10 protein-coding genes are annotated in these 13,064 nt (G+C 62.8%); 5 read left to right on the forward strand and 5 right to left on the reverse strand.

What is annotated here, in order from left to right; all coding sequences use genetic code 11:
* The first annotated feature begins 9 nt into the window (after positions 1-9).
* Both AC07OJ_RS05425 and AC07OJ_RS05430 read left to right on the forward strand, forming a co-directional pair.
* On the forward strand, positions 10-1,833 hold the full coding sequence (locus AC07OJ_RS05425; protein WP_495094148.1) for a serine hydrolase domain-containing protein: 1,824 nt from the start codon (positions 10-12) through the stop codon (positions 1,831-1,833).
* A 20-nt stretch (positions 1,834-1,853) separates the two neighbouring features.
* The gene (locus tag AC07OJ_RS05430) at positions 1,854-2,645 is read left to right on the forward strand and encodes a MipA/OmpV family protein (RefSeq protein ID WP_083221476.1); all 792 of its coding nucleotides are present in this window, start codon (positions 1,854-1,856) and stop codon (positions 2,643-2,645) included.
* Between the two features lie 69 nt (positions 2,646-2,714).
* Here the strand turns inward: AC07OJ_RS05430 and AC07OJ_RS05435 are convergent, their stop codons facing one another.
* Positions 2,715-3,992: an ATP-binding protein gene (locus AC07OJ_RS05435; protein WP_120448804.1), complete on the reverse strand. Its 1,278-nt coding sequence runs from the start codon at positions 3,990-3,992 to the stop codon at positions 2,715-2,717.
* Positions 3,993-4,700 (reverse strand): response regulator, encoded by a 708-nt coding sequence (locus tag AC07OJ_RS05440; RefSeq protein ID WP_065907949.1) that lies wholly within the window; start codon positions 4,698-4,700, stop codon positions 3,993-3,995.
* A 157-nt stretch (positions 4,701-4,857) separates the two neighbouring features.
* Here AC07OJ_RS05440 and AC07OJ_RS05445 point away from each other — a divergent pair, with 157 nt between their 5' ends.
* On the forward strand, positions 4,858-6,057 hold the full coding sequence (locus AC07OJ_RS05445) for an MFS transporter (protein WP_495094149.1): 1,200 nt from the start codon (positions 4,858-4,860) through the stop codon (positions 6,055-6,057).
* Here AC07OJ_RS05445 and AC07OJ_RS05450 read toward each other — a convergent pair.
* Positions 6,013-6,615: a MiaE family protein gene (locus AC07OJ_RS05450; protein WP_065907945.1), complete on the reverse strand. Its 603-nt coding sequence runs from the start codon at positions 6,613-6,615 to the stop codon at positions 6,013-6,015. The two genes, AC07OJ_RS05445 and AC07OJ_RS05450, sit on opposite strands and share 45 nt — an antisense overlap.
* Before the next feature lie 150 nt (positions 6,616-6,765).
* Between AC07OJ_RS05450 and AC07OJ_RS05455 the strand changes: the two genes are divergently transcribed.
* Positions 6,766-7,629 (forward strand): universal stress protein, encoded by an 864-nt coding sequence (locus AC07OJ_RS05455; protein WP_495094150.1) that lies wholly within the window; start codon positions 6,766-6,768, stop codon positions 7,627-7,629.
* A 42-nt stretch (positions 7,630-7,671) separates the two neighbouring features.
* Here AC07OJ_RS05455 and AC07OJ_RS05460 read toward each other — a convergent pair whose 3' ends face one another.
* On the reverse strand, positions 7,672-8,142 hold the full coding sequence (locus AC07OJ_RS05460) for a DUF1289 domain-containing protein (RefSeq protein ID WP_065907941.1): 471 nt from the start codon (positions 8,140-8,142) through the stop codon (positions 7,672-7,674).
* A 395-nt stretch (positions 8,143-8,537) separates the two neighbouring features.
* On the opposite strand from AC07OJ_RS05460, the gene acnB reads away from it, so the two are divergent.
* Positions 8,538-11,147 (forward strand): bifunctional aconitate hydratase 2/2-methylisocitrate dehydratase, encoded by a 2,610-nt coding sequence (gene acnB, locus AC07OJ_RS05465; RefSeq protein WP_065907939.1) that lies wholly within the window; start codon positions 8,538-8,540, stop codon positions 11,145-11,147.
* Between the two features lie 217 nt (positions 11,148-11,364).
* Here acnB and AC07OJ_RS05470 read toward each other — a convergent pair whose 3' ends face one another.
* Positions 11,365-13,014 (reverse strand): SulP family inorganic anion transporter, encoded by a 1,650-nt coding sequence (locus AC07OJ_RS05470; protein WP_495094151.1) that lies wholly within the window; start codon positions 13,012-13,014, stop codon positions 11,365-11,367.
* Positions 13,015-13,064: the final 50 nt, after the last annotated feature.

Genomic DNA, 13,064 nt, shown 5'->3' on the forward strand with positions numbered 1-13,064 from the left:
GTGCTCTTCATGTTTCGCACATTGCGCGGTATTCCGCTGTTGGGTTGCCTGCTCGGCAGTCTCGGTTGCCAAGGGCAATCGCCGGCCCCGCCGCCGATTCCCAAGGGTGACTACGGCGCCGTCATTCGCTACCTGCAGGCGCGTATTCCGCGCGACATGGCGCGCGACAACGTGGCCGGCCTGTCGATTGCCCTGGTCAATGGCCAGGAACTGATCTGGGCGCGCGGCTTCGGCCTGGCCGACAAGGCGCGGGGCGTGCCGGTCACGCCGAACACGGCGTTTCGCGCCGGCGGCATTTCCAAACTGCTGACGGCTACGGCAGCCTTGCAACTGGTGGAGCAACAGCGGCTGGCCCTGGATGCGCCGATCCAGCAGACCCTGCGCGAGTTCCATGTGCGTTCGCGCTTTCATGCCGACCCGGCCGCCGCCGACCGCGATATCACCTTGCGGCGGTTGCTCAGCCACCAATCCGGCCTGCCCAGCGAACACCTGCGCGACCTGCGCAGCGACTTCGCCATGGGCCAGATGCCGATGCGCGTCTCGGGCGTGTGGCTGAGCAGTCCACCAGGCTCTCAAGTGGCCTATTCCAACCTTGCTTATGCGCTGGTCGGGGCCGCCATCGAACGCGCCAGCGGCAACAGCTTCGAAGCCCAGTTGCAGCACAGCCTGCTCAAGCCGCTGGAGATGAACCAGTCGGGTTTTACCGGCACCCGCAGCGCGCAGGACTACCGCGCCCAAGGCTACGAGGACGGCATCGCCAGCCCCGATGCCCAGGTGCGCGACCTCGCCGCAGGCGGTTTGTGGACCAGCCCCAAGGACCTCGCGCGCTACCTGCAGATGCTGTTTGCCCACGGCCTCTACAAAGATCAGCGGCTGCTGCGCAGTGCCTCGATTGAGCAAATGTTCACCCAGCAAAACACCGGCAACGCGCTGGACTTCGACTGCCAGGTGGGCCTGGCCTGGTTCCTCGCGCCCTGCGGTGACGAACCGGTCGGCCCCGCCATACGCACCTACCAGCACAGCGGTGGAGGGGATGATTTTGCTGCACAGTTGACCCTGCTGCCGGACCAGCAACTGGGCGTGATCATCATGGCCAATGACAGCCATGCCGAGGAACTGGTCGCCACGGTGGCCACCGACACCCTGCGCCTGATGCTGCAGGCACAAACCGGCCAGGCAGTCTGCGCCGATGACTGCCAGGCGCCCAGCCATGGCCTCAAGTTGCGCCACGTGCCGGCGGCCATCGACCGCAAGCGCCTGGCCGGGTTCTACGCGACCGCCTGGGGCGTGTTTCGCATCAAGGATGGCCACAGCCGGTTGGCTGGCGAGCTGGCCGGCTTCGATTTCGAGTTGCTGCGCGACGACGAAGGCTGGTTGCGCGCGCAGAAAAAAGTCCTCGGCTTCTGGCTCAAGGACCTCGGCGAACTCAGCCGCATCCAGTTGGACGTTGTCACGGTGCAAGGCCGCCAGATGCTCACCGCGCGCAGCCACGGCCAACGCATTGCCATCGGCGAGCGCATCGAGCCTCCGCCCTTGCCCCTGGCCTGGGCCGACACCATCGGCACGTATCAAGTGCTCAACACCCATGAGCCCGACGCACCGTTGAGCGGTGTCAGCGTGCGCCTGGAAGACGGCTTCCTGGTGATGCGCGGCCAACGACACGACGAACCGCTGACCGACTACATCCTGCTGCCGGTCGACAACGCCCACGCGGTGCTGGCCGGTAACGGCTATGGCCTGGGCGACACCGTGAGCCGCCAGGTCAACGGCCTCAGCGCCTCGGGCTACGCCTTCAAACGCACGCAATCCCCTCATAAACCCCTGGTTCTCTAACCCCCTGGATGGACATTCTTATGCGCTCGACCACCCTGTGCCTGTCGCTCTCCTCACTGTGCCTGCTGGCCGGTGCCGACCGCGCCCTGGCCGAAGACTGGCAATACAGCCTCAAGGCCGGCGTCGCCAACGCGCCGCGCTACAGCGGCAGCGACCAGCGCATGAGCGCGCCGCTGCTGGGCGGCAAAGTCGTCAGCCCGTGGGGGATTTTCCTCGACACCGACAAGGGCCTGGGCTGGGGGTATGAAGGCAATGCCTTGAGTTTCAGCACCTACGTGGGCGCCAGCAGTTCGCGTAAAGACAAGAACGAAAGCCTGCACGCCGGCTCCAAGCGACTCAAGGGCATGGGCGAGATCAAGGCCCGTCCGCAAGTGGGGGTAAGTGCCAGCTACAACCTGGGCGGTGTAATCGTCGGCGCGACCCTGGAGCACGCGCTCAAGGAAGACGACCACAAGGACAGCGGCAAGGCCTTCACCCACCTGGAACTGAGCCTGGGCACCAACCTTTATGACGGCCGCTACGGTTCGGTCGACGCCAGCCTCAGCAGCCATTTTGGTGACCGCAACTACCTGCAGACCTGGTACGGCGTGACCACCGGCCAAGCGGCGCAAAGCCGCTTCCAGGCCTACAAGGCCGGAGCAGGCAACATCAGCAACGGCCTGAACCTGGTGTGGAGCGTGCCGATCAGCGAACACACCGAATTCTCGACCCTGCTCGATGTGCAGTACCTGGCGGATGAAGCGGGCAAGAGCCCGATTGTCGAGCGCAGGCTACAAACGTCGGTGATGGGCGTGCTTGAGTACACGTTCTAATGAGGTAGCCCCATCAACCTGTGGGAGCAAGCCCCCTCCCACCGGTGAGTTCTGCACGATGGACGCTTGTTACTCGGCATACGCCCAGGTCATCCGGAACGACGCCCCGCCCCACTCCGAATCCAGTACTTGCACCTGCCCGCCATGCCACTGCGAAACCCGCTGCACCAGCGCCAGGCCGAGGCCGAAGCCCCCGGTGCGGCGGTCGCGGCTGGCGTCCAGGCGCATGAACGGCTGGAAGATCTTCGCGCGACCGTCCTCGGGCACACCGGGGCCGTCGTCGCACACGCGCACTTCATAGCCGCTGCCGAACTTGACCAGCGACACTTCGACCCGGCGCTCGGCGTAGCGGATGGCATTGCGCAGCAGGTTGATCACCGCACGTGCCATGAAGCGCGGTTCGATCTGGATAAAGTCCACCTCGCAGGTGCGCAGCGACAGCTGGATGCCAGCCGCCTCAGCCTCCAGCGCCACGCTGCCGATCACGCTGTCGAGCCAGCTGTGGGCCTCGATGCGCTCGCGGGTCACCTGGGTGGCGCCGCGCTCCAGGCTGGCATAGGTGAGCAGTTCGGAGACCATTTCTTCCAGCTCGCCGAGGTCGGCGTACATGTCGGCGATCAACGCGCGGCTCTCGCGTGGGTCGGCTTGTTGCTTGAGCTGGTCGAGCTCGAACGACAACCGCGCAATCGGCGTGCGCAGCTCGTGGGACACCGCGTTGGTGAGTTCACGCTGATTGGCGATCAGGCTTTCGATGCGTTCGGCCATCTGGTTGAAGTGCCCGGCCAGCTCACGCACGGTGGAGCGTCGCGGCAGCAGGATGCGCGAGCCGAGGTCGTTGTCGCCAAAGCGTTGCGCGGCCAGGCGGATATGCTCCAGGTCCCGCCAGTGCGGGCGCACCCAGAAGTACAGGACGATGGCCAGGCACAACCCGAGAAACCCATAGGCCCACAGGTACAGCCATTTGGGTTCTTCCGGCAGCTTGATTTCCAGCAACTGCGGGCCACCGTCGATGCTGGTGAGGAATTCCCGGAAGTCGCCACGCACCACCAGCAACCCTTCGGCCAGCAGTTGTTGTTCACGCGCGCTCAGCGCCTGGGTGTCTTTGGGCACCAGCTTGAGGCGCAGGCCGTAATGCACTTGCAGCTCGTCCAGCCGGGCCTGGCGCTCGTCCCCGCGCAGTGGCCGTAATTGCTCTACCAGCCCATAGGCCGGACCGCGCAGGGCTTCGCGGTTATAGGTTTCATTGGCCTCGGGCAGCAGCTCGTCGAAGGTGTAGTTGACCAGCCAGATCGCCGCCGCCAGGCCGATCGCCAGAATCACATACAGGCGCAGAAACAGCCGCAGCATCTAGACCTCCCACGCAAACGGATTGAACAGATAGCCCTTGCCCCAGATGGTCTTGATGCACACCGGCTCGCGGGGATTGTCATTGAGCTTGCTGCGCAACTTGCTGATGTACACGTCGACGCTGCGGTTAAGGCCATCGAAGGCGATGCCGCGCATGCGGTTGAGGATGTCGTCGCGCGAGAGGATCTTGCCGGCGCTGCTGGCCAGCAACCACAGCAGTTCGAACTCCATGGTGGTGAGGTCGACCTGCTCCTCCCCAAGGCTGACCACCCGGCAACTGCGGTCGATCGCCAGCCGCCCAAAGGCGATGGAGCCGCGCACCGTCGGCTCCGGCGCCTGCCGACGCTGCAACGCGCGCAGGCGTGCGAGCAGCACCGGGGGCTTGATCGGCTTGATCACATAGTCGTCGGCCCCGGACTCCAGGCCGAGGATGTGGTCCAGGTCATCTTCCTTGGCGGTGAGGATCACAATCGGCGTGTCAGACACATTGCGAATCTCGCGGCACACATGCAGGCCGCTCTGCCCCGGCAGCATCAGGTCGAGCACGACGATTTTCGGCTTGAACTCGAGAAACGCCGCCAGGGCTTCATCGCCCCGGTGCACCACGCGCACCTCGAAGCCATGCTGCGACAGAAAGTGCGCGATCAGCCCTGCCAGCTTCTCGTCGTCCTCAACGAGCAGGACCTTGCCCAGACCCAGGTTTTCCATAAGTTCTCAGTGTGCAAAGGCGGATTGAAGAGTGGGCATTATAGGTGGCAAGCTGGGCCTCTGACCCCACTGGTCAACGGCGGCCGACGAAGCTTCATGCTTTTAAGAGTTTTTAACAAATAGCCCGCACTCTTTAACGCCATCCACAGGGAGTTGTATGCGCAAGGATTACCTGGCGTTCTTCGTTTCACTGTTCCTGTCACGGCTGGCAGACCAGATCCTGCTGTTTATCGTGCCGTTGATCGTGTTTCAGACCACCCAGAGTGTGTCGTGGGCCGGGCTGGCGTTTTTCGTCGAGTCACTGCCACGCTTTCTCGCCTTCCCGGTGTGCGGCGCATTGTGTGACAAGTTTTCCCCGGTGCGCATCCTGCATATCAGCCAGGTCTACCGGGCGCTGGCGTGTGGGGTGGCGGTGGCACTGTACGCGGTGTTCGACGGCATTTATTGGATCGTGGGGCTTTCCGCGCTGTGCGGGGTGCTGACCACCCAGGGCATCATGGCCCGCGAAGTGCTGATGCCGCATGTTTTCCAGCAATACAGTTATGCCAAGACCCTCTCCTACTCGCAGATCGCCGACCAGAGCGGCTTGGTGCTGGGGCCGCTGATTGCCGCACTGATGCTGCAAGTGTGGGCCTGGCATTGGGTGGTACTGGGCATCGCCGGCCTGTTTGTGCTGGCGGACCTCGCCATGTGGGCCTGGCAGCGCAGCAATACCGTGACGCTTGCACACCATGCGCAGCACCGGGATATCTGGGTGCAACCGCTGCGTATTGCCTTCGGGCATATCCAGCAGCTGGCGGGACTCAAGCGCTTGATTGCGCTGACGGTCGGGGTCAACTTGATCATCGGGGTCACGCTGGCCACGTCCGCCGCCATGGTCATCGGTCTCTACGCGGCAGACAAGGATGCCTACGCCCTGCTGCAAGCCGCCGGCGCCCTGGTGACCATCGCGATTCTGTTTTACCTGGCGCGCAGCGCACTGCCGCTGAAAGTGCTGGGTGGCCTGTCGTATGTGTTGATCGCCGTCGGCGCATTGGTCACCGCCCTCAGCCCGACGCTATGGGCTTACACCCTGGGCTTTTTGCTGGTGATCGGCTTCGACAAGATGTACAGCGTGTACATGCGCAGCGTCCGGCAAAAAGTCATCCCGGTGCAGGATTTCGGCAAGACCGTCGGTGTGATCACCCTGCTCAACAACCTGCCACAACCGTTGGCCGGCCTGGCGGTTGCGCTGCTGGCCAGCCCGTTGGGCACGCAAACGGTGATCCTGCTGCTGACCGCGATCACCGCGTTGATCGGCGTGGCCGTGGCCTCAGGCTGGTACGCCACTGTGAAAGCGGAACTCGATGTCGGGTGACTCGATCAGTTCCTGCTCGGCCGCCCGCACCCTCTCGATCACGTGGGCGATGTCCTTGGCGTCGCCGTACTGGTAGGCCAGCTTGAGGTAACCCTGGAAGTGCCGCGCCTCGCTTTTCAGCAGGCCGAAGTAGAACTTGCCGAGTTCTTCGTCCAAATGCGGCACCAGGGCTTCGAAACGCTCGCAACTGCGCGCTTCGATAAAGGCGCCGACCACCAGCGTATCCACCAACTTGACCGGTTCGTGGCTGCGCACCACCTTGCGCAAACCGGAGGCATAACGCCCGGCGTGCAACTGGCGCAGTTCAACCTTGCGCTTTTTCATCAGGCGCATGACTTGTTCGTGGTGCACCAGCTCTTCGCGGGCCAGGCGCGACATCATGTTGATCAGGTCAACATGGCCGTGGTACTTGGCAATCAGGCTGAGGGCGGTGCTGGCGGCCTTGAATTCGCAGTTCTTGTGGTCGATCAGCAGGGTGTCCTGATCGGCCAGCGCGGCCTGGACCCAGGCGTCGGGGGTGCGGCAGCCGAGGAATTCGTGGATTTCGGGCAGGTTCATCGGGCTCACGGGTAAAGGATCACAAAAGGGCGCCGATTATACCGACCGCGCCGCAGACCACCAGCCACCGGCCTTGATGTGCATCAACATGACGTCCGGCGAGCAGCAACTATAGTTGTTCCAGCCCGCCCCTTTTTGGAGATCCCGATCATGCAAGCCATTCGCAGCATCCTGGTGGTCATCGAGCCCGACCATTCGGAAAGCCTGGCCCTCAAGCGCGCGAAGTTGATCGCCGGGGTCACCGGCGCGCACCTGCACCTGCTGGTGTGCGACCGCAAGCACGAGCACTCGGCGCTGTTGAGCCTGCTTAAATCCTCCCTGCAAGAGGATGGCTACAGCGTCACCACCGAGCAGGCCTGGAATGAGAGCCTGCACGAAACCATCATCGACGTGCAGCAGGCTGAAGGCTGTGGCCTGGTGATCAAGCAGCATTTCCCCGACAGCCCGTTGAAAAAGGCCCTGTTGACCCCGGCGGACTGGAAGTTGCTGCGCTACTGCCCAACGGCCGTGCTGCTGGTCAAGACCGCTACGCCGTGGGCTGGCGGGGTGATCCTGGCCGCGATCGATGTGGGCAACACCGATGGCGAGCACCGTTCGCTGCACAATTCGATCATCGATCATGGCTTTGATATCGCCAGCCTGGCCAAGGCGCAGCTGCATGTGATCAGCGCCCATCCGTCGCCCATGCTGTCGGCGGCGGATCCAACCTTCCAGCTCAAGGAGACCATCGAGGCGCGCTATCGCGAGCAATGCAAGGCCTTCCAGGCTGAGTTCGATGTGGACGATGCGCACCTGCATATCGAGGAAGGCCCGGCGGATGTGCTGATCCCGTTCGCGGCGCATAAATGGCAGGCGGCGGTGACTATCATCGGCACCGTGGCGCGCACCGGGATTTCCGGGGCACTGATCGGCAATACGGCGGAGGTGGTGCTGGATGAGGTGGAAAGCGACGTGCTGGTGCTCAAGCCGCAGGAGCTGATGGATCACTTGGAGGAACTGGCCACCCGGGTCTGACACGCAGGCCGGTGCTGGCTGGCTTCAAAGGTGGGAGCTTGATCAGTGCCCAAACGCGTCCTTGAGGAACCCCGGGGCGATATAGCGCTGGTAGTGGGCCTCGGACAAGATAAAGAACTCGCGGTCGATGGCGTCGCGCAAGTCCGGCAGGTTCCAGTCACGAAATTCCGGCAACAGCACCATGCCATAGGCTTCCAGGTTGGAAATCACCCGCGCGCCCCGGGCAATCAACTGATAGGCCCAGCAGTACTCGGACTGGTGCGGCACGAAGCGAATCTTGCGCTGCTCCAGCTGGCCGCGCAGGGTCTTGGGGTCGAAAATCTCCAGTTTGCCGGCCATCACCTGCACCAACAACTGCTCCAGGCGCAGCCACACTGCCCGTTTTTCTTCTTCGTTATAGCCATTCCACTGGATCACTTCGTGGTGGAAACGCTTGCAGCCACGGCACACGAGATCGCCGTAAACCGTGGAGCACAGGCCGACGCAGGGGGTCTTGATGGTTTGGTTGGACATGGGCAACGACACGCAAATCAGCGAAACAGTGCGCCATGTTAGCCCTTTGTCTAACCTTCATCACCCTGCAAACTTGGCGAGGCAACTTACCTTTAGAAATTTTTTGCCGTAGAATCATCCGGCCTTGTAAGGCGCCAATAATCCGCTGGAAGCTGTTTTCAAAGCGTCACGAGCACAGTCGTTCCTTCAGAACGGTGTTGGCGTGGGTTCGACCCGGTAGGTCAGGACCCCCGCCAACCCTCATCAGCTCCGTTCTGCAGGCGTAAAACTTTGAAAGCAGCTTCTGTGAGGAATGCCGGCAGCGCTGGCTTTGCGGCCCAAAAAGCCCCCGAGCGCATGCGTGCCGATCATTTCTGGATGAGCGTCCCGTGGGACCACTGATGAGGGTAATAACTGTGCTTGAAGCCTACCGCAAACATATCGAAGAGCGTGCCGCCCTGGGTATCGTTCCCCAGCCGCTTAACGCCGAACAAACCGCAGGCCTGGTCGAGCTGCTGAAAAATCCTCCGGCTGGCGAAGAAGAATTCCTCGTTGACCTGATCACCAACCGTATTCCACCAGGTGTTGACGAAGCTGCCTACGTCAAGGCCGGTTTCCTGTCTGCCCTGGCCAAGGGCGAAGCCACTTCCCCCCTGATCAGCAAGCAACGCGCTGTTGAACTCCTTGGCACCATGCAAGGCGGCTACAACATCGTGACGTTGGTCGAGCTGCTGGACGACGCCACCCTGGCACCTGTCGCCGCTGCCCAACTCAAGCACACCCTGTTGATGTTCGATGCGTTCCACGACGTCGCTGAAAAAGCCCGTAACGGCAACGAACACGCCAAGGCCGTAATCCAGTCCTGGGCCGACGGCGAGTGGTTCAAGAACCGTCCGACCCTGGCCGACAAGATCAGCCTGCGCGTGTTCAAGGTCACCGGCGAAACCAACACCGACGACCTGTCCCCTGCCCCGGACGCCTGGTCGCGCCCTGACATCCCGCTGCACGCCCTGGCCATGCTGAAAATGGCTCGCGAAGGCATCGTGCCGGACGAGCAAGGCAAGACCGGCCCGATGAAGCAGATCGAAGAGATGCGCGGCCAAGGCTTCCCGATCGCCTACGTCGGTGACGTGGTCGGTACCGGTTCGTCGCGTAAATCGGCGACCAACTCGGTACTGTGGTTCTTCGGCGACGACGTCCCCTACGTGCCGAACAAGCGCGCTGGCGGCTTCTGCTTCGGCAGCAAGATCGCTCCAATCTTCTACAACACCATGGAAGATGCCGGCGCACTGCCGATCGAATTCGACGTCACCAACATGAACATGGGCGACGTGATCGACCTGTACCCACATGCTGGCAAAGTCACCAAGCACAACAGCGACGAAGTACTGACCACCTTCGAAATGAAGACGCCAGTACTGTTGGACGAAGTCCGTGCCGGCGGTCGTATCCCGCTGATCATCGGCCGTGGCCTGACCGAGAAGGCTCGCGCCGAGCTGGGCCTGCCGCCTTCGACCCTGTTCAAGCTGCCGGAAGCACCGGCTGAAAGCACCAAGGGCTTCACCCTGGCGCAGAAAATGGTCGGCCGTGCCTGCGGCCTGGCAGAAGGCAAAGGCGTTCGTCCTGGCACCTACTGCGAACCGAAGATGACCACCGTGGGCTCCCAGGACACCACCGGTCCAATGACCCGTGACGAACTGAAAGACCTGGCGTGCCTGGGCTTCTCGACCGATCTGGTAATGCAGTCCTTCTGCCACACCGCGGCTTACCCCAAGCCGATCGACGTGACCACCCACCACACCCTGCCTGACTTCATCATGACCCGTGGCGGTGTATCGCTGCGTCCAGGCGACGGCATCATCCACAGCTGGCTGAACCGCATGCTGCTGCCGGACACCGTCGGTACCGGTGGTGACTCCCACACCCGTTTCCCGATGGGCATCTCGTTCCCGGCCGGTTCTGGCCTGGTCGCGTTCGCCGCAGCCACTGGCGTAATGCCACTGGACATGCCGGAATCGATCCTGGTGCGCTTCAAAGGCAAAATGCAACCTGGCATCACCCTGCGCGACCTGGTGCACGCCATTCCTTACTACGCGATCCAGGCTGGCCTGCTGACCGTAGAGAAGAAAGGCAAGAAAAACGCCTTCTCCGGCCGCATCCTGGAAATCGAAGGCCTGAACGACCTGACGCTGGAGCAGGCTTTCGAGCTGTCCGACGCCTCGGCTGAACGTTCGGCTGCCGGTTGCACCATCAAGCTGTCCAAGGACTCCGTCACCGAGTACCTGAACTCCAACATCACCCTGCTGCGCTGGATGATCGGCGAAGGCTACGGCGATGCACGCACCCTGGAACGTCGTGCTCAAGCGATGGAAGCCTGGGTTGCCAACCCGGAGCTGATGGAAGCCGATGCCGACGCCGAATACGCCGAAATCATCGAGATCGACCTGGCCGAAATCAACGAGCCGATCCTCTGCGCACCGAACGACCCGGACGATGCCCGTCTGCTGTCGAGCGTTGCCGGCGAGAAGATCGACGAAGTGTTCATCGGTTCGTGCATGACCAACATCGGTCACTTCCGCGCTGCCGGCAAGTTGCTGGAACAGGTCAAGGGTCAGCTGCCAACCCGTCTGTGGCTGTCGCCGCCGACCAAGATGGACGCTCACCAACTGACCGAAGAAGGCTACTACGGCATCTACGGCAAGGCTGGCGCGCGCATGGAAATGCCGGGCTGCTCGCTGTGCATGGGTAACCAGGCACGTGTAGAACCGAACTCGACCGTGGTGTCGACGTCGACCCGTAACTTCCCGAACCGTCTGGGTGACGGCGCGAACGTCTACCTGGCGTCCGCCGAGCTGGCGGCAGTTGCCTCCACGCTGGGTCGCCTGCCGACGGTTGAAGAGTACATGGGCTACGCAGCGAAACTGGACACCATGGCCAGTGACGTTTACCGCTACCTGAACTTCGACCAGATCGCTGAGTTCCGCAAGATCGCAGCCAGCGCCAACATCCCGGTGATTCAAGCCTAAGGGTGTGTTGACGTAAAAAGACGCCGCGTACCGCAAGGTACGCGGCGTTTTTTTTGCAAGCTGCAAACTACAAGCTGCAAGCCTCAAGCCTCAAGCCTCAAGCCTCAAGCCTCAAGCCTCAAGCCTCAAGCTTAGAGCTTAGAGCTTAGAGCTTGTCGCTTGTAGCTTGTAGCTTGTAGCTTGTAGCTTGTAGCTTGCAGCTTGTAGCTTGCAGCTTCTAGCTTGTGCTGGCCTCCAGCGCCAGTTGCACCGCGCCGTCGACGCTCAGGCCGCTGAGCAGCACCTGCGGCGCCAACGCCTCGGGCAGTCCCTGCAGCACCTCGCGGGCGTCATGCCGCACACGGGCCAGCACCAGGCGCTTGCCCTCCCCGCGCACCTGGGCAAAAAAACCTGCCAGTGCTTCGATACTGGTGCCGTCAAGGTCGGGCGACTCTTCCAGGCTCAGCACCACTGCGTCGACTGGAGACTGACGCATCAAGCGCAACGCCGCGCCCAGGATGCGCTCGGCATTCGCGAAAAACAGCGCCTCACTGGGCCGCACGATCAATACCCCGGGCACTGCCACGGCATCGGGATGGTGCAGGCGATCGACAAAGTCGTGGCTGTTGCCCAGGCGCCCGAGCACCTGAAGGTCGGCTGAGGACATCTGGCGCAACATCAGCATCACGCTGATTGCAACCGACACCAGCAAGCCATCCAGCACGCCGAGCACCAGCACGGCCGCTACCGCGCAGACCACCAGCAACCGATCGCGCCGCCAGATGAAATAACGCCCCAGGGGTTGCAGGCTCAAGCCTCGACCCAAGGCATAGATGACGACGGCCGCCAGCACCGGCTCCGGGGTGAGCGCGACATACGGCAACACCGTCAGCACAATCACCAGGATCACCAGCGCGGCGAAGATTCCCGCCAAGCGCGAGTAGGCACCGGCCGCCTCGTTGGCCGAAGTCGCCGAGTAACCGGCACCCGCCGGCATGCCGTGGAACAGCCCGGAGACCAGGTTGGCCGCACCGAGCGCGAGCAGATCACGGTTGGATGACACCCGGTCGCCATGCTTGAGGGCGAATGAGCTGATGGAACCGTAGGACTCGGCGTACAGGATCATCACCAGCGCAAACGCCAATTCCCCCAGGCGCAGCCAGTCGGCGAACGGCAACACCGGCAAATGCCCCAGCTCCAGGCGCAGGTCGATCATGCCGATCAGGGCCACGCCGTGGGCCTGCAGGTTCAGGTATTGCCCGGCCGCGATGCCAAGCACCACGACCACCAGCCCGCCGGGCACGCGCGGCATGCGTGCACACCCCCAGAGCAGCAGCAACGCCACCCCGGCCACCATGGCCGCCGGCCAGTTCCACTGTGGCAGTTGCTCGAGCAATTGCGGCAGGAAGCGGACCAGGTTGTTATCGGTCAAGTGCACGCCTACCACACTCGCCAACTGCTTGAGGATGATGGTCAGCGCCAGGCCGAAGGCAAAGCCACGTAACACCGGCTTGGCGATAAACGAGGTGACGCCGCCGAGTTTGAACAGCCCGGCCAGCAGGAAAAACACCCCGGTGACCAGCACCAGCCCGAACGCCAGGGACAGCCGCAGGGCCGGGTCATCTGCGGCCAGGCTGGACGTTGCGGCCGCCAACACCGCCGCCGAAGACGAGGTGGCCGAGACAATCGCAAAACGGCTGGTGCCGAACAGGCCGTAGCACACCAGGCCGGCGAACAAGGCAATCACCCCGGCCTGGGGCGGCAGCGCAGCGATACTCGAATAGGCCACGGCTTCCGGCAGCAGCAGGCCAGCAATCGATAAGCCGGCGAGCAGGTCCTGGGTACGGGTGGGCGGCGCAGCCACGGGGGTAGCAGGTTCAATGTTCAAGCGGCCCGACCATCCTGGCAAATGAGGTGCGTCAGCTTAGCCTGCATTGA

Source organism: Pseudomonas sp. GW821-FHT09C08, assembly GCF_059418125.1.